Source organism: Candidatus Paceibacter sp. (assembly GCA_013360865.1).
Lineage (GTDB): Bacteria > Patescibacteriota > Minisyncoccia > UBA9983 > UBA9983 > SURF-57.
Map to the genome: position 1 here is coordinate 13380 of JABWAS010000007.1, position 17033 is coordinate 30412.

At 45.2% G+C, this 17033-nt stretch carries 16 protein-coding genes and 3 tRNA genes; 3 read left to right on the forward strand and 16 right to left on the reverse strand.

The window, feature by feature from the left end; all coding sequences use genetic code 11:
• Nucleotides 1-57: 57 nt before the first annotated feature.
• From HUT38_02420 to rpsP, 8 genes are all read right to left on the reverse strand, one after another.
• Nucleotides 58-828: a hypothetical protein gene (locus tag HUT38_02420; GenBank protein NUQ57319.1), complete on the reverse strand. Its 771-nt coding sequence runs from the start codon at nucleotides 826-828 to the stop codon at nucleotides 58-60.
• Nucleotides 829-927: 99 nt separating this feature from the next.
• Nucleotides 928-1914 (reverse strand): transketolase family protein, encoded by a 987-nt coding sequence (locus HUT38_02425; protein NUQ57320.1) that lies wholly within the window; start codon nucleotides 1912-1914, stop codon nucleotides 928-930.
• 27 nt (nucleotides 1915-1941) lie between these two features.
• Nucleotides 1942-2835: a hypothetical protein gene (locus HUT38_02430; protein NUQ57321.1), complete on the reverse strand. Its 894-nt coding sequence runs from the start codon at nucleotides 2833-2835 to the stop codon at nucleotides 1942-1944.
• A 30-nt stretch (nucleotides 2836-2865) separates the two neighbouring features.
• Nucleotides 2866-3726 (reverse strand): transketolase, encoded by an 861-nt coding sequence (locus HUT38_02435; GenBank protein ID NUQ57322.1) that lies wholly within the window; start codon nucleotides 3724-3726, stop codon nucleotides 2866-2868.
• A gap of 113 nt (nucleotides 3727-3839) precedes the next feature.
• Complete coding sequence (locus HUT38_02440; protein ID NUQ57323.1) at nucleotides 3840-4472, reverse strand: hypothetical protein; 633 nt, start codon at nucleotides 4470-4472, stop codon at nucleotides 3840-3842.
• Between the two features lie 32 nt (nucleotides 4473-4504).
• Complete coding sequence (trmD, locus tag HUT38_02445) at nucleotides 4505-5203, reverse strand: tRNA (guanosine(37)-N1)-methyltransferase TrmD (protein NUQ57324.1); 699 nt, start codon at nucleotides 5201-5203, stop codon at nucleotides 4505-4507.
• A gap of 78 nt (nucleotides 5204-5281) precedes the next feature.
• Nucleotides 5282-5584 carry a KH domain-containing protein gene (locus HUT38_02450; protein NUQ57325.1) on the reverse strand — a complete coding sequence of 101 codons (303 nt, stop codon included), beginning with the start codon at nucleotides 5582-5584 and terminating at the stop codon, nucleotides 5282-5284.
• 114 nt (nucleotides 5585-5698) lie between these two features.
• Nucleotides 5699-6070: a 30S ribosomal protein S16 gene (gene rpsP / locus HUT38_02455; GenBank protein ID NUQ57326.1), complete on the reverse strand. Its 372-nt coding sequence runs from the start codon at nucleotides 6068-6070 to the stop codon at nucleotides 5699-5701.
• Nucleotides 6071-6272: 202 nt separating this feature from the next.
• On the opposite strand from rpsP, the gene miaB reads away from it, so the two are divergent.
• On the forward strand, nucleotides 6273-7532 hold the full coding sequence (miaB, locus tag HUT38_02460; protein ID NUQ57327.1) for a tRNA (N6-isopentenyl adenosine(37)-C2)-methylthiotransferase MiaB: 1260 nt from the start codon (nucleotides 6273-6275) through the stop codon (nucleotides 7530-7532).
• Nucleotides 7505-8455 (forward strand): tRNA (adenosine(37)-N6)-dimethylallyltransferase MiaA, encoded by a 951-nt coding sequence (gene miaA / locus HUT38_02465; protein NUQ57328.1) that lies wholly within the window; start codon nucleotides 7505-7507, stop codon nucleotides 8453-8455. The genes miaB and miaA overlap by 28 nt, the downstream gene beginning before the upstream one ends.
• Before the next feature lie 38 nt (nucleotides 8456-8493).
• On the opposite strand, the gene HUT38_02470 is transcribed toward miaA, so the two are convergent.
• Both HUT38_02470 and rpmG read right to left on the reverse strand, forming a co-directional pair.
• A tRNA-Trp gene (locus HUT38_02470) sits at nucleotides 8494-8567 on the reverse strand.
• Nucleotides 8568-8765: 198 nt separating this feature from the next.
• Nucleotides 8766-8930 carry a 50S ribosomal protein L33 gene (gene rpmG / locus HUT38_02475; protein ID NUQ57329.1) on the reverse strand — a complete coding sequence of 55 codons (165 nt, stop codon included), beginning with the start codon at nucleotides 8928-8930 and terminating at the stop codon, nucleotides 8766-8768.
• Nucleotides 8931-9012: 82 nt separating this feature from the next.
• Here rpmG and HUT38_02480 point away from each other — a divergent pair.
• Nucleotides 9013-9096, forward strand: a tRNA-Tyr gene (locus HUT38_02480).
• A 10-nt stretch (nucleotides 9097-9106) separates the two neighbouring features.
• Here HUT38_02480 and HUT38_02485 read toward each other — a convergent pair.
• From HUT38_02485 to HUT38_02510, 6 genes are all read right to left on the reverse strand, one after another.
• Nucleotides 9107-11812, reverse strand: a complete 2706-nt coding sequence (locus HUT38_02485; GenBank protein NUQ57330.1) for an AAA family ATPase — start codon at nucleotides 11810-11812, stop codon at nucleotides 9107-9109.
• A gap of 129 nt (nucleotides 11813-11941) precedes the next feature.
• A complete protein-coding gene (locus HUT38_02490) occupies nucleotides 11942-13150 on the reverse strand; it encodes a trypsin-like peptidase domain-containing protein (protein NUQ57331.1) in 1209 nt (402 codons plus the stop codon).
• Between the two features lie 81 nt (nucleotides 13151-13231).
• Nucleotides 13232-13666 (reverse strand): iron-sulfur cluster assembly scaffold protein, encoded by a 435-nt coding sequence (locus tag HUT38_02495; protein NUQ57332.1) that lies wholly within the window; start codon nucleotides 13664-13666, stop codon nucleotides 13232-13234.
• A 121-nt stretch (nucleotides 13667-13787) separates the two neighbouring features.
• Complete coding sequence (locus HUT38_02500) at nucleotides 13788-15074, reverse strand: cysteine desulfurase (GenBank protein NUQ57333.1); 1287 nt, start codon at nucleotides 15072-15074, stop codon at nucleotides 13788-13790.
• Nucleotides 15075-15120: 46 nt separating this feature from the next.
• Nucleotides 15121-16671: an Asp-tRNA(Asn)/Glu-tRNA(Gln) amidotransferase subunit GatB gene (gatB, locus tag HUT38_02505; protein NUQ57334.1), complete on the reverse strand. Its 1551-nt coding sequence runs from the start codon at nucleotides 16669-16671 to the stop codon at nucleotides 15121-15123.
• 69 nt (nucleotides 16672-16740) lie between these two features.
• Nucleotides 16741-16811: transfer RNA gene (locus HUT38_02510), tRNA-Pro, on the reverse strand.
• Nucleotides 16812-17033: the final 222 nt, after the last annotated feature.

Here is a 17033-nt window from a genome sequence, read left to right on the forward strand (position 1 = left end):
TCTGAAAACAGAAAAGGCAGAGGTTTTCTAATCCTCTGCCTTTTTATTGTCCTTTTATTATGTGTTTAAATCAAGAGTTATTCCATAGTCTTTCGCTATGGCCGTGATTTTTTGCGTTTGATCAAATAATTTTTCCTTCATCGACCAACACAAAGCTTTCCCCAGAGCAAATTCGGCCTCATCCAATTTGCCGCGTCTTGCCTTAAACTTGCCGAAACTTTTCCACACTCTGCTTTTTGTTAAAAGCGACACATCGTCTTCAGCGTATCTCAGCGCGTCATGGTAATTTTCTTCAGCTTCTTTTATTTTCCCCGTCTCTGCCAATATCTCCGCCTCGTGGATGAGGAATAAACACAGGTCATGTTTCGTCCCTTCCTGTTTTGTCGAAACTCTCATTATCCCGTGACTGAGATGGCCAAGAGCTTCCCGCTGCCGCCTCGCCTTACGCAAAACACAGGCTCGCGCATCGAGTTCCCCAAGGGTCATTTTTTCCATAGGCTTTAAGGCCGCAAACTTATCAGAATATTTTTTAGCTATCCTTCTGCATTTCCACGCGCGCAACCGCCAGAGTAGTTTTAAAAACAAACCTGACTCTTTTGCGCGAGAAAACGCATTGCCCATAGCGGCATAGTAAGTACTGGATGCGGCGGAAAAAAAATCCGCCCCGGGTGCCACGCCAAAGGACTTATAAATTTTTAACAAACCCTTCTCAAGGCGCGCTGCGCCAACTACCCCAAAAAATAAACCCTTTAGAGTTCTTTTCCTGATAATGTCCCTTGTTTCTTTAACAAGAACGCCAAGAATTTCTTTATTATCCGCATCCATCATTGTCCTCCTGTTTTTAAAGATATTCAGTTTTCAATAAAAACAGCCGCGCGGCTGTTTTTCCAAATCCGATAAGGTTATAACACTAAATTACGCAAGTAGTCAAATTTTGCGCTTCAGAACTTTTTTGGCTTTATCAATAATATTTTTTGAAGTAAGCCCGAATGCTTCCAAAAGTTGAGCGGGTTCTCCCGATTCGCCGAAGCGGTCTTTGACGCCGATTATTTCCATCGGCGCGGGAAAGTTCTGGGACAATAATTCGCTTATCGCCGAGCCCATGCCACCGGCGGCTTGATGCTCTTCTATCGTCACAACGCAACCAGTTTTTTTCACCGATTTTAAAATAGTATCATTGTCCATCGGTTTGACGGTGTGGTTATTTATCACCTCTACTTCAATTCCCTCTTTGGCTAATTCTTTGGCAGCCTTGAGCGCTTCGTACAGCAACGGCCCGCAGGCGATAATGGAAACATTTTTCCCCTCCTGATAAATTTCGGCTTTGCCGATTTCAAACGGCGTTTCTTCCGTTGTCATAACCGGCGTTTTTTCTCTGGTGAATCTTATGTAAACCGGACCTTTATGTTTGACGGCGGCAATGGTCGCCTTTTTTGCTTCAATAGCGTCGCACGGAGCGATGACGACCATGTTGGGGATAACGCGAGTAATGGCGATATCTTCTATCGCCTGATGAGTGGCGCCGTCTGGGCCGACGGAAACGCCGCTGTGCGCGCCGGCGATTTTAACATTTTGATTGTTGTAGCAAATCGTCGTTCTTACCTGCTCCCAATTCCGTCCAGGCGAAAACATCGCGTAAGAAGATATGAATGGAATTTTGCCAACCGCTGCCATGCCGGAAGCCAACGAAGCCATGTTCTGCTCGCCTATCCCCATTTCCACAAACCTGTCCGGAAATTCTTTTTTGAAGATCGAGGTGCGGGTGGAATCCGTCAAATCGGCGCAAAGCGCCACAACATTGGGATTTTCTTTGCCGGCAATCACCAACCCGTCGCCGTAGCCGAAGCGAGTTGGCATCTGCTCAATATCGTCTTGAAAAAGTTTCGGATTAAGTTTTAGGGTTTTGTTCGGCATAGTTAATTGCCTTAGTTGTTTATTTAATTAATTTTTAGGAATTGATATGGTGACTTTTTCAATAAATTTAAACTTCGGTTCAATCATGTGTTCGCCACTTGGATCTAATTCTTTCCAGTTTATATCTCCATCGTTGTCAAAAACAACCTTACCGTCTTGAGATATGTTTTTATCGTAAATTCCAATAACTATCTGATTTCCTTCTATTTTAACATCTGTATTAAAAATTTGGCCAACCGCATCTTCAGGATCAATGCTTGAAATTAGCCATTGATTTTGTGGGGCAGTATATAAAATATTTTTGTAATCCGTTTTCATATCCACTAAATACACTCCGTTTTCATCCCATTGAATAAGTCTTTTCCCGTCTGGCAATAACACATTATTAGCGATGATAAAGCCAAAAAATTTTCCGTCTTCTTCTACTGTATTTGACCCGCCGATGGAAACATTGGACAGCTTTTTAACTGACAAGTTTGACAAATCTAAACGATATATCGGCCGGTTTAAATGTTCTTTGAAGCTTAATTCAGGAACTTCTAAGTATAAATATTTACCATTCTTCGGCGCAGAAAATATACTTATTTCGGTTATACAATTTGGTTTCTCATTATCAGAAGCAAAAATAAGTTGCAGCAGGCTAGGAACAATAATTTCGTTGCCGTTTTTTACAAGTTGAACGTCTTTCTGTATTGTCCAAGGTTCTTGCTTTGGATCAGAACAATAGTCGGGAAGTTCGCTATAAATGGGTGAACTTTTAAGAGAATAACCCACCAAAGAGTAATCTTTAGGAATTATTTTATTTGAGTCAGTTTTTCCACTATTTTTTTTATATAATTCAGAGTATTTAACAAAAGCGAACCCGGCGGCAAAAACAACAATAACTAAAATAATTATAATTAACAATTTATATTTTTTCATAATTTAAAAATTGTTTGATAAAAATTATTTTTACTCATTTTCGCTCTTAATTTTTCCTCCTAGTGTTCTTAATTGTCTCAAGGCCTTTCCGCCCTCTTCGCCATTCGGCGGTTTGCCGTGCCAGTTGAAATCGTTTTCCATGAAGTCCACGCCCTTACCCGGGATGGTGTAAGCGATAATACATACCGGCTTTTCAAACACGGCTCGGGCTTGTTGCAAAGCATCGTAAACGGCTCTGATATCGTTGCCGTTTATCTCTATCACGTGCCAACCAAAGCTGTGGAATTTTTCATCCAGCGGCTCCAGCGGCATTACGTCTTCGGTGAAGCCGTCTATCTGGATGTTATTTCTGTCTATTATCGCCGTGAGGTTGTCCAGCTTGTTTTTACCCGCCCACATCGCCGCCTCCCAGATTTGGCCGCAATCAAGCTCGCCGTCGCCCATCAAGCAGATTGTTTGGTTCTTTTTTTTGTCTAGGCGAAAAGCGTAAGCCATACCGGCGGCTTGCGATAGGCCGGAACCGAGCGGACCAGAAGATGTTTCCAGACCGGACAAAACCAGTCGATGCGGATGACCTTGCAATCTGGAGCCGAATTTTCGCAAAGTTTTTAATTCTTTCGGCGGAAAATATCCGGTGCTAGCCATAGCCGCGTAGAGCACAGGGCAGATGTGGCCGTTGGATAAAACTATTCTGTCTCTTTCTTCCCAATCTGGATTTTTCGAGTCGTGTTTAATGGCGTCGGTATGATACAAAACCGTAAAAACATCGGCCATTCCAAGCGGCCCGGCGCTGTGGCCTGATTTTGCTTCAAGAAGCATACCAATAATATCCTGACGAATATCATTGGCCTTTTTTTCCAGGTCTTTTATTTGATTGTCGGTTAGATGCATAAAAAAATAAATTCTAAATCCGAATATCGAAATTCGAAACAAATTTTAATTTTTTAAATTTTAAATATTTGAATTTTAATATTGTTTCGGATTTCGCGCTTCGTGCTTCGGATTTACAAATTTTCCAACTCTTCTATCGTTTCGTTTATACTTTTTCCGCTGTTGAAAATCGCATTTGCCGCGACTATTATATTAGCTCCCGCAGAAACCACTTTCGGTATCGTCTCCTTATTCATTCCCCCGTCGGCTTCTATTATACACGACGGGCAGAATTTTCTCACCTCTTTTATCCGATCAAATGTTTCTTCCAGCGTCTTCTGCCCGGGCAATCCGGGATGAACGCCGAGGATCTGGAAAAATTTTACTTTGTCTTTACGCGCCAACGCCTTGGCTTCCGATTCGTCCGGAGAAATGGAAACACCCGCTTCCACGTCGTTTTTTTGACATAAATTTATGACAAAATCCGGGTCTTTGGACGCGCCGACATGGAAAATAATTCTTCTGACGTTCGGCTTGAGCCAGTCCATTATTCTTTTTTCCGGCTCGCTTGCCATCAAATGCACTTCCAGATTCAAACTCGTTTCCAGCAAATCAAGTTCCGCCGGATTGTGCCATAAAGTGTTTTTGGTAAACGTTCCGTCGGCAACATCAAGATGCGCCCATTTGACGTAAGGCTCAACGAGTCTGATTTTATTCTTCGCTTCCTCAAAAGACAAAGCGTTTATGGCCGGAATTATTTCAATCATAACAAGAATATTATAATCCAGCCGTAAAATAATTAAAACAATTTTTTAGAGCGCGCGCTTCTCCATGTGTTTATTTTCTTATGGTCGCCGGATTTTAGAATTTTGGATATGGAATATTTTTTTCCTTTAAACTCAAAAATTTCCGGTCTGGTGTAAATTGGAAAACCGGATAATCCCCTTTCCTCTTCCAGCGACTCTTCTTTGCCCAAAACGCCCGGAATTTGTCTGGACACGGCGTCCGCTACGACTGCCGCCGGCAATTCTCCGCCGGTTAAAACATAAGGGCCGATAGAAATTTCTTCGGCGGAGAAAATTTTTTTCACTCGCGCGTCCACCCCTTCATATCGTCCGCAAATCATTATGATGTTGTCGTATTTCTTCGCCCAATCACGGGCCATTTTTTGAGTAAACTGCTTCCCCGAAGGAGAAAAAATAATGATTTTGGAATTTTCCAGATTTGCCGCGCCCGCCACGCTTCGTTGGCGATGCGGGCGGGAGATTTTAGATTTTATTTTTGAGATTGATTTGGCAATTGGTTCAATTTTGAGAACCATCCCTGGCCCGCCACCAAAAGGTCTGTCATCAACTTTCTTGTGCTTGCCTGTTGCGTACTTCCGCAAATCATGAAATCTAATTTTAATGGCGCCGCTTTTTCGCGCCCGCCCCAAAATGGAGGAATCAAAATATTCCTTCAAAACTTCGGGGAAAATTGTTATGATATCAAACTTCATTTTTTATAAAAATAAAATCCCGTTCGCCGTCCGCCAGTTGGCGGAGGTAAATCGGGATTTTATTTGTTGAGAAAGCGATTATATCTTCAAATCGTCCATCGCTTGATCAACGCTCTTGGCGGCTCTCATTCCGCCTTCCGGCTCCTCAATCTTGAGGTTCACGCGGGCGTTGTTCTTCATGCCGACAACTCTCAAAAGAGTCCTTATGGCTTTGGCGGTGTTGCCGCTGCGGCCGATTATCTGACCCATATTTGAGGCGTTAACCTTGAGGGTCAAAAGGACACCCATCTCATCAACCTTTCGGTCGATTTTGACGTCTGTCGGGTTGTCAACAAGCGATTTGACGACGTACTCAAGAAATTCTTTGTCTTTTTCAGCCATCTTTTTGCTCTGTTCTTATCTTTTAATCAACAGGCAGCTTCGACCATTCTGCATTATTTTTCTATTATGTTCAAATTTTCCAAATTGTCAAGTCCCCTCTTATTTTCGCTGATTTTAGGCTTTTGGCGCTTCTTCCTTGGCCGGTTCTTTAGCTTCGGCAACCGGAGCTGCTCCCGGAGCCTTTTCCGCCGGTTTGGCGGCGGCCTCGGCCGTCTTCTTTTTGGGCGGCAAAACGTCTCTCTTAGGGCCAACGACAACTTTCTGGCTAACCAGCATATTAAAAACAGTGTCAGAAGCCTGCGCTCCTTTGGAAATCCAATTTTTTATCTTTTCCCCATCCAGCTTAACTCCGCCTTTCTTCACGTCATAAAAGCCGAGAACTTCCCTGACCGCGCCGCTTCCGGCGGCCCTTTTTGAGTCCATAAGAACAACCCTGTAGTTAGGGTCGTGCTTCTTCCCGACGCGCTGCAGCCTTATCTTTAACATCCCGGTTAGTACAAATTATGATTGCTTCTTGTTTTTTATTAAATAATCGCTCAACAATCAGACAATCAGTTACTTTTTAATATTATTACCGACTTTAAATTGCCCAGCAAAAACCATCATAATTTGTCCTACCGGGCATAATTCAATAATTCAGATACTAGCAGATTGATAAAACAAGGTCAAATGTGTTAAGGTGTTTTTGATGAAGTATCTTATTACCACCTTCGGCTGCCAGGCCAATCTGGCCGATTCGGAAAAGACGGCAAGGGTGATGGAAAGCGCCGGATTCGCGCCGGCAAAAAACGAAACGGAATTACTCGGCGGCGGCAACTCCGTCCTTATCTTCAACACCTGCTCCGTCCGCCAAAAAGCGGAAGACAGGGTTTTCGGCCTGAACAGAAAACTGGAGGAACTCAAAAACAAAAATCCGGAATTAAAAATTATTTTGACCGGCTGCATGACTCATTACGGCAAAGACGAATTAAAAAAACGCCTCCCTCTTTTTGACCATTTCGTTGACATGAAGGACATTGAAACCCTGCCAAAACTTCTTGATAAAAATGCTACCTATAATAAGCGATCGCATTTTTTAGGTAGCATTTTAAATGATGACAAAAGTGTTTCCGGCATTTCCGCGCTCATTCCCGTTTCCAATGGCTGCGACAAGTTTTGCACTTACTGTATAGTACCTCTCGCCCGAGGACGAGAAGTTTCCCGTCCGGTGGAAGAAATTTTAAAAGATGTTAAAAAAGCGGTGGATAATGGGGCCAAAGAAATTTGGCTGCTTGGACAAACGGTAAACTCTTACAAAAACGGTGTTGTTGATTTTTCAAAATTGTTGCGGATAATTAATTACGTGCCAGGTGATTTTTGGATTCGCTTCACTTCGCCGCACCCGAAAGATTTTTCCGATGATTTAATCAAGGCCATGGCTGAATGCGAAAAATTCGCCCGTTATATAAATCTGCCGGTGCAGTCCGGAAATAACGCGGTTCTAAAAAGAATGGGCCGGCCATACACCGTCGGACATTACAAAAAATTAATTAAAAAAATCCGTAAAAACATTCCTGACATCGCCATCTCAACGGATGTTATCGTCGGATTCCCTGGTGAGACAAGAAAGCAATTTGAAGGCACGAAAAAATTGTTTGAAGAAATAAAATTTGACATGGCTTTTCTTTCCGAATATTCGCCTCGCCCCAAAACCGCCGCCGCCAAAATGTTTAAAGACGACGTGCCGCACAAAGAAAAAGAAGCGCGCAAAGACGAGCTGAACGAAATTCTCAAAAAGACCGCTTTGGAAAACAACAAAAAACTGGTAGGCAAAATCGTAAAAGTTTTAAACGGCCGAACGGAAGGCAACAAACCGATAGAGCTTGATAAAAAATACGATAAAAATAATTTCGTTTTGGCAAAAGTTTTTAAAGCAAACGTATGGAGTCTAAAAGGAAAATTATTGTAATTCTCGGGCCGACGGCGAGCGGAAAAAGCGAGATGGCCGTTAAGATTGCCAAAAAAATTGGCGGTGAGATTATTTCGTCTGATTCAAGACAAGTGTATAGAGGGTTGGATATTGGGAGCGGGAAAGTAAAGGGCGAATGGCGAAATAAAATCAAAGCTCAAAGTTCAAAACTAAAAACCAAAACTCAAAACCAAAAAACTTTTATTTATAAAAATATTCCTCATTATTGCCTGGATTTTGTTTCGCCGAAAAAAGTTTTTACCGTCGTTGACTTCAAAAAATGCGCGGAAGAAGCGCTAGAAAAAATATTTGCCAAAAACAAAACGCCGATTATTGTCGGCGGTACGGGTCTGTACATTCAGGCCATCGTGGACAATATCGTCTTGCCGGAAGTTAAGCCGGACTGGAAATTAAGAAAAGAGCTGGAGGAAAAAACGACGGGAGAAATGTTTGAAATGCTCAAAAAATTAGACCCCGAACGGGCCAAAAATATTGACTCGAAAAATCCAAGGAGACTTATCCGAGCCATAGAGATTGCAAAAGCAATTGGCTATGTTCCTCAACTTGAAACACCAAGGCGACGCCTTGATGTTGCGCGGGTTGGGATAAAATTACCGGACGAAATTCTGAAAAAGAATATTAAAAAAAGGATCAAGAAAATGTTGAAAGAGGGGCTGATTGCCGAAACAAAAAAATTGAGAAAATCGGGCTTGTCTTGGAAAAGGATTTACGAATTGGGTTTTGAATACAAATACCCCGCCCTATTTTTGCAAGGCAAAACTGATAAAGACGAGATGCTTAAACGAATGCTTTTGGAGAATTGGCAATACGCCAAACGCCAGATGACGTGGTTCAAAAGAGATAAGAGGATTAGGTGGATTAAAAATGTAAAGGAAGCGGAAAAACTATTGAAAAATTTTTAGCAATTACTTCGGGGGTACAAGGAATCGTCCGCCCATATTGGCGGGAGCTAGAGGAATCGAACCCCTGACAGCGGTTTTGGAGACCGCAGTTATGCCACTTAACTAAGCTCCCAAAATTTTGGCGGATTGGAGACCGTTGTTCTACCACTAAACTATACCCCCTTCTTATAAATAATAAATCACAAATTCCAAATTACAAATCCCAAATAAATTCCAATAACCTAAAAAATGGTTTGGAATTTTAAAAATTAGAATTTTGATATTGTTTGGGATTTGGCGCTTGGCGCTTGGAATTTCACAATGAACTGGATTACTTCTTAAGTTCTTTGTGCATGGCGTGCTTCCCGCACCACGGGCAGTGCTTTTTAGCCTCAAGTTTTTTCTCAACTTTTTTCTTGTTTTTGCGCGTCCAGTAGTTTACCCGTTTGCAGTCCTTGCACTGGAGTTTTATAAGATATTCTTGGATTTTTGACATAGGTTTATAATCTATAACATTTTCGGTTAAAAATCAAACTTGAATGACGTTTTCGGCCGTGTTAATATTTATTGTCCTTTTCGGGCAGGTGGTAGAGTGGTCAATTACACCAGACTGTAAATCTGGCGGCCTATGGCCTACGGGGGTTCAAATCCCTCCCTGCCCACAATTAAAATCTATTTAGCCCCCGCTTGTTTGACACCTGTTTTGCCGGCGGAGCTCCTGGCTGATTTCGGAGCTATGGCAACCGCAAGCTCTCCGGCGGCAGCGTCAACCAGCACTGTGTCGCCCGCTTTGGCCTTCTTGCCGATTATAAATTCCGCCACCCGGTTGAGGATTTTGCTCTGAATAAGCCGCTTTAAAGGTCTGGCGCCGTAGTTCGGATTATAGCCTTCCTTGGCCAAAAAGGAAAGGGCGGCCTCGGTTATTTTGAGGCTGATACCTTTTTCCAGCAGACGCCTGGCGGTAAGGTCAATCTGGATTTTGACGATGTTCTTGATTTCTTCCTTGCCCAGCGGGTTGAATATTATTATCTCGTCCAGGCGGTTTAAAAACTCCGGCCGGAATCTGCTTTCCAAAGCCTGCCTTATCTTGCTCTTCAATTCTTCGCTGTCTTCTTTTTCCTTGTTTTCCTCATTAATGGTGAAGCCAAGCTTCTCCAGGCGGCGGACGTAATCGGAACCGACGTTGGATGTCATTATAAGGACGGTGTTTTTGAAGTTGACATGCCTGCCTTTGGCGTCCGTCAGGCGGCCGTTGTCCAAAATCTGCAGCATTATGTTGAATATTTCCGGATGGGCTTTTTCTATCTCGTCAAAAAGTATGACGGAATAGGGGCGGTGCCGGACAAGTTCCGTAAGCTGGCCGCCTTCTTCGTGGCCGACATAGCCCGGCGGCGAGCCGATTATTTTGGAAACGGTGTGCCTTTCCATATATTCCGACATATCCACTCTTATCAGCGCTTTCTCGTCGTTGAACATAAACTCCGCCAGTGCTTTGGCCAGCTCGGTTTTGCCCACGCCTGTCGGACCAAGAAACATAAACGAGCCAATGGGACGGTCTTCATAAGCCACTCCGGCGCGGGAGCGCCTGACGGCGTTGGCGATTTTGGAAATTGCTTCTTCCTGTCCGATCACTCTGTTTCTTAACACATCTTCCATTTTTTCCAGTTTTTCCATCTCACCCTCCAGCATTTTGGAAACGGGGATGCCCGTCCAGCGAGAAACAACGCCGGCGATGTCTTCTTCCGTCACTTCCTCTTTGAGTATCCTGGAGATCTGCTTTTTCTTCAGTTTGCCGTCCTTGAGCTTGAGCTGCCTTTCCAGTTCCGGTATCCGGCCGTAGCGTATCTCGGCCACGCGGGCGAAATCGGCTTCCCGCTCGGAAGAATCCGCCTCCAGCTTCAGCAGTTCTATTTCTTTCTTCAGTTTGCTTATGGCGTCAATGTTTTCTTTTTCGTTCTTCCACTTCGCCCTCATTTCCGAAACCGTGTCCTTCAGTTCGTTTATTTTTACTTCTATCTCCTTGAGCCTGTTTTCCCTTTCCTTTCCCTGCTCGTCGGAAGAGCCGCTTCTGCCTTTTTCTTTTTTGAGCACTTCTCTTTCTATCTCCAGTTTCATTATTTCTTTGTTAACCGACTCCAGCTCGTCCGGCATGCTGTCCAGCTTAAGCCTCAAAGCCGAAGCCGCTTCGTCTATAAGGTCAACCGCCTTGTCCGGCAAAAATCTGTCGGCGATGTAACGGCTGGAAAGATTGACGGCGGCCCTGATGGCCTCGTCCGTTATTTTAATGCCGTGGTAAAGTTCGTATTTATCGTTGAGTCCGCGCAAAATCGCCACGGCGTCGTCCGCGGAAGGTTCTTCCACGTAAATCGGCTGGAATCTGCGGGCGAAAGCCGGGTCTTTTTCTATGTGTTTCTGATATTCCTTCAACGTCGTGGCTCCGATGGCCCGCAATTCTCCCCTGGCCAGAGCCGGTTTGAGCATATTGGAAGCGTCAATGGCGCCCTCGGCTGCTCCGGCTCCGATAATGGTATGAATTTCGTCTATGAACAGAATGACTTTTCCGGCCGCCTTTTCCACCTCTTTCATAAAAGATTTGAACCTTTCCTCAAACTCTCCCCGGTATTTGGTGCCGGCCACCATGGAGCCGACGTCCAGAGAGATGAGTTCTCTGTCTCTTAGCGAGGACGGCACTTCTCCTTTAACTATTCTTTGCGCCAAACCTTCAGCGATGGCGGTTTTGCCCACGCCGGCTTCCCCGATGAGAATCGGGTTGTTTTTCGTCCTGCGGTTGAGTATCTGCATCAGCCGTTTTATCTCGTTATCCCGGCCGATGACGGGGTCCAGTTTGTCCTCCTTGGCCATTTTGGTGAGATTGCGGGCGTATTTCTCAAACACTTTCGGCTTTTTGCCGGTTTCGGCTTCTATCACGCTGGACTTTTTCATCTCAGTAAGAATTCTCATCACGGCGCTTTTGTCTACGCGCAGCCTGCTTAATACTTCTCTGGCTTTGGACGGAATTTCCAGAATGGCCAGAAGCAAATGCTCCACTGAAACGTAGTCGTCTTTAAGCAGCTGGGAAATTTTATGGGAAGTTTCCAGCACCCGGCTTAATTCCGGAGTGATGTAAACCTGATAAGTCGGAGCGGCGACCGGCGAGTATTCCTGTTCCGACAGGCTTTCAAAAACGCTGTCGTTTAAAAAATTAACGTCTATTTCCATTCTTTCCAGAATAGAGATGACCACGCTTTCTTCCTGTAAAACGAGCGCGGCCAGAAGATGCATCACGTCAACGTGATTCTGACCCCTTTCTATGGTAAGCTCGTGCGCCTTGCGCACCGCTTCCTGGGCTTTTATCGTAAAATTTGAAAATGGAGGCATTGGTTTAAAAATTCGAAATTCGAATATCGAAATTCGAAACAAAATTTAATTTTTTAAATTCTAAATTTTCTGCCATTTGAATTTTTACTTTTTGATATTGTTTCGGATTTCGTATTTCGTGCTTAGGATTTATTTAATAATTTCCGGTCTTTCCCGTAAGACGATATCCAGCGTCATTTCCTTATCTGCTCTCTTTAACTTAATCTTTATCGTTTCGCCCACCCGGCGCATGTTCAGTACGGCCGCCAGTGTATTATTCTGATTTATCTTGGCCGTGTCAATAGCAGTAATCAAATCTCCTTCCAGAATCCCCGCTTTTGCCGCCGGTCCGTCCGGGTCAACGGCCGGTTCGCCGTTTTCCCCCTTGCTCACCAAAAGTCCGTCTTCGGTTATCTTGTACCTTATACCCATGTACGGATATTTTATCATACCGAACTCAACCGCGTCTTTGATATCTCTTTTGGCCACATTGACCGGCAGAGCGAAGCCGACGTTTTCCGCCTGCGCCCGGGCGGTATTGATGCCGATGACCTTGCCATTAAGGTCAATCAGCGGTCCGCCGGAGTTGCCCGGATTGATGGCGGCGTCAGTCTGGACAAGCCCCTGTAAATCTTCCGGTCCGGTCGGCGAGCCTTGGGCCGTTATTCTCCGATTGAGACCGGAAACAATTCCAGTTGAAACGGTATTTTGGAATTCACCCAGCGCGTTGCCTATCGCCACCACGGTCTGACCAAGCTTCAGCGAATCGGAGTCGCCCAGAGGAATGAACGGGAAGCTGCTACCCTCAACCTTCAAAACCGCTATGTCCTGGAACGGATTTCTTGAGAGAACTTTGGCGGCGTAGGTTTTGCCGTCGTTGGCCAAAACGGAATACTCGGCCTCGGTGTCGGCCACGACGTGTTTATTGGTGAGCACTATCCCGTCTTTGGAAACAAAGAACCCAGTGCCGCCGGAAACCTGCTTCTTTTCCGTCCCTTTCTGCCTATACTGCGGTATCATAATGTCCGGGAAAAATCCGGGGAAATTTTTGAAGAATTCGTCGTCAAAAGGGCTGGCGCCGTACTGCTCCATAACCGACACGTCTCTGGTAGCGATGATGCTAACCACCGCCGGCGCGCCGTCTTTGACGATTTTTATTATCTTGTCTTCGTTGTTTACGTAAACTATTTTTTGCTTGGGCTCTTCCGAGACTTTTTCAACCACCTTGCTTATGGTGTGAGTCACCGGAGGCGGAGCTTGGTTTACCAGAGAAACGGTAACAATGCCCGTGGCCAAAGAGGTCACGAAGCTGACTAAGAGGACAAGCAAAATCACCTGATTTTTCGTTAGGTTTTCCATGTTTTCAATATAAGAAAATTTTATCAACAAGACACGCCCTGTGTCAAATATACTATCAAGGACCGACCTTGCTAGCTGCTATCAAGGTCGGTCCTTGATAGTAGCGGCAACCGCACGATAACTGTCAACCGCCTTGCGGAAGGCTTTGTCGGCCAAAATGGAACAATGGAATTTCCGCGCCGGCAGTCCGCCGAGATAATCGGCGATGTCCTGCGGTTTTATCTTAAGAGCTTCATCTAAATTCATGCCGCCGTCTTTAATGAGCATCTCCGAGAAGGCCGAGGCGCTGGCTATGGCAGTGGCGCAACCCCACGTCCGCCATTTGATGTCTTTTATTTTATCCGTTTCTTTGTCCAATCTTATCCAGATTTTTATGATATCGCCGCAGGCAAAACTGCCCACTTCGCCGAAAGCGTCAAATTCCTCGTCTTTTGGCTCATTGGCCAAAAAATTTCTCGGGTGCATGAAATGGTCTTTCACCACATCCGAATATACCCATTTGTCTACGTCAGCCATTGTTTTAAAAATTTGAAATTCGAATATCGAAATTCGAAACAAATTCTAATTTTCTAAATTCTAAATTTCTGCCATTTGAATTTTTAATTTTTGATATTGTTTCGGATTTCGTATTTCGTGCTTAGGATTTAACTTCTATGTTCGTCGGCGACATGCTTCTTAATTTTTCCACGATCGGCGGCAAAACCTTCATCACGTAATCTATGTCCTTCTTCGTTGTGCTCCTGCCGAGTGAAAATCTCATCGCCCCATGGGCGTAAGCGTGCGGCCGCCCGATGGCCATTATAACATGAGAAGGCTCCAGGCTCTCGGAAGTGCAGGCCGAACCGGTGGAGCAAGCCACCCCTTTCTCGTCCAGATATAATATCACCGCCTCCCCCTCCACATCAAGAATGGAAACGTTGACGTTGTTGGGCAATCTTTCTGACGGATGGCCGTTTAAAACCGTTTTAGAAATTTCCGTAGTCAGTCTTTGCGTAAAATAATCGCGCAAGGTGGATAACCGCTTCGCTTCTTTTTCTTTTTCCGTGTCGGCGATTTTCAACGCTTCGGCCAGACCGACTATACCGGTCACGTTTTCCGTACCGGGGCGTAGTTTCCTTTCCTGCTCGCCGCCGTAAAGCAACGGCTGAAGCTTAACGCCATCTTTTACATAGAGCAAGCCTGTCCCTTTCGGTCCGTAAATTTTGGAGCCGTTTAAGGTGAGCAAGTCCACGCCGAGTCTTTCCACGTTTAAATCCAAATATCCCGGCGCCTGGCAGGCATCGGTGTGGAAAAACGGCTTTGTAGGCTTTTGCCCGGGCAAAGCTTTTTTAAAATTGCGAATAACTTTGGCGATTTCTTTAATCGGCTGAACAGTGCCAATCTCATTATTAGCGTACATTATCGTTACCAAAATCGTCTCCGGCTTCAGGGCCTTTTTGACATCATCGGGGTTTACCACACCGTCTTTGCCGACATCAAGATAAGTCACTTCAAACCCTTGCGTTTCCAAAAACTTGCAGGCGTTTAAAACAGCGTGGTGTTCAAATTTAGTGGTGATGATGTGAGGGCGCGGAGTGTAAGAAGTGAATCCTGAAGCAATATCGCTTTCCGTAGACTTCCCCTTGCTGTCCGTCCTTAAGGAAAGCGATTTGCCGAAGGATTCAAGAAAATTTCTAGCCACTCCAAAAATAGCCAGATTATCGCTTTCCGTTCCGCCGTTGGTGAAAATAATTTCTTTCGCTCGCGCGCCTAAAACTTTAGCCGCGTCTTCCCGCGCCTGTTCTATCGCTTGCCTGGCAACAAGCCCTTCCTTATACAAAGCGTTCGGATTGCCGAAGTCTTCAACCCAAAAAGGCATCATCGCCTTTTTGACGCGCTTATCCATCGGCGCCGCCGCCGCGTGGTCCATGTATATTCTTTTTATGGATGTTTTTTTAGCCATTGACAAACCATTATATCTGGCGCAAAAATTATTGCAATTTTTCTTTCAAAAATTTCTTCAACACCTCCGGATTGGCTTTGCCTTTTGAGAACTTCATGCCCTGCCCTATGAGGAACTGCAGAGCGGCTTCTTTGCCTCTCCTGTAATCCTCCGTTACGGCAGGGTTTTTGTTTATCACTTCCTCTACAATATTTTTGATAAAAGAATCGTCCGAAGTTTGCGCCAGACCTTTCTCTTTGACGATTTGCTCCGGATCGCCACCCTCTTCAAACATTATCTTTAAAACGTCCTTAGCGCCGCGGGAAGAAATTGCGCCTTTGTCCGTCATTGTTATTAACTTTGCAAATATTTCCGGGTTAACTTTGATGTCGCTAAACAAAACACCTTTTTCTTTCGCTAATCCATTCAAGTCGGAAATTATATAATTGGCCCCGAGAAGCACTGGGGCGGCAAGAGGTTCGGCCTCCGTGGGCTTCCCCGTTATGCCCGTCCCTAAGGAGGCCGACTTCTTGCCGACCAGATAGTCAACAACACTTTCAAAAAATTTTCCCATCGCCATATCGCGGACAAAAACTTCAACCGCTTCCTCTTTTAGCCCGTACTTTTCTTTAAATCTTTTTCTCTTTTCTTCCGGCAACTCCGGCAAAAACAGGTCAAAACCAAGTTCACTAATTATAAGCGGCGGCAAATCCGGCTCGGGGAAATAGCGGTAATCATGCGCCGCCTCTTTTTCTCTTTGGGAAAAAGTTTTCTGTTTGCCCTCGTCCCAGCCGCGCGTTTCCTGCTTCACTTTTTCGCCCGCTTCCAACAACGCCGACTGCCTTTCTATCTCATACTCAATCGCCCGCTCCACCGCGCGAAACGAGTTGAGGTTTTTTATTTCAACTTTAGTGCCGAGCTTTTTCGAGAACGAACTGGAAAGTTCGGCCTCCGTGGGCTTCCCCGTTATGACCGTCCCTAAGGAGGCCGACTTTCCAGTTCGTTCGGTGCCTGGCTCTTCCGCCAAACTTATATTCACCTCTACTCTCATCTGCCCTTTTTCCATCTCCGCGTCGGAGGCGCCGAGATAGCGCAAAATCAACTGCAACTCTTCCCCGAATCTTCTGGCTTCTTTGCCCGACTTTACGCACGGCTCCGTCACCAACTCCATCAGTGGCACGCCGGCGCGGTTAAAGTCAACCAAACTGGAGGAACCGTCTTCGGCGTGCGCCAGCTTCCCCGTATCTTCTTCCAGATGAATTCTGGTAATTTCAACTCCGCCAAGCTCCCCGCCTTCAACAAGCGGATGTTTGTACTGGCTTATCTGATAACCTTTCGGAATGTCGGGGTAAAAATAATTTTTGCGGTCAAAGCGGGAATAATCGGCCAGTTTGCCGCCGAGCGATTTTCCAACCAGTAAAACTTTTCTTACCGCTTCTTTATTGGCCACCGGCAAAGTTCCCGGGTGGCCCATACACACGGGGCAAATGTTTACGTTCGGCCTTTTCTCGTCCGGGTCATTCAAAGAATCGCAGAACATCTTTGTCCGCGTTTTAAGCTCAACGTGTATTTCCAAACCGATGGTTGGCGTATATTTCATATTTTAAATTTTCGGAGTGCCGAGAATCGAACTCGGGCCATACCCCCGCCTGCCATACGCCTTGAGCTATCGGGCTGCCGAGAGTTGAACTCGGGCTACATGCACCCCATGCATGCGTACTACCGTTATACTACAGCCCGGCATAAGGCGATTGGCGGGCAGGCACCCCAAAAGGGTACGCCTGCCGGCAGGCAGGTACTACCACTATACTACACCCCGCCAAACTCTAAAATTATGCCATATTTAAGGCCGATTTTCTACCACGTCCAGTCTCCAATAGCTTCACACCACCTGAGCTGGAGTTAAGAAATTAATTCCGGCATGAAGCCGTTCATACTTGTAGTATTTCAAATATTGTTTCA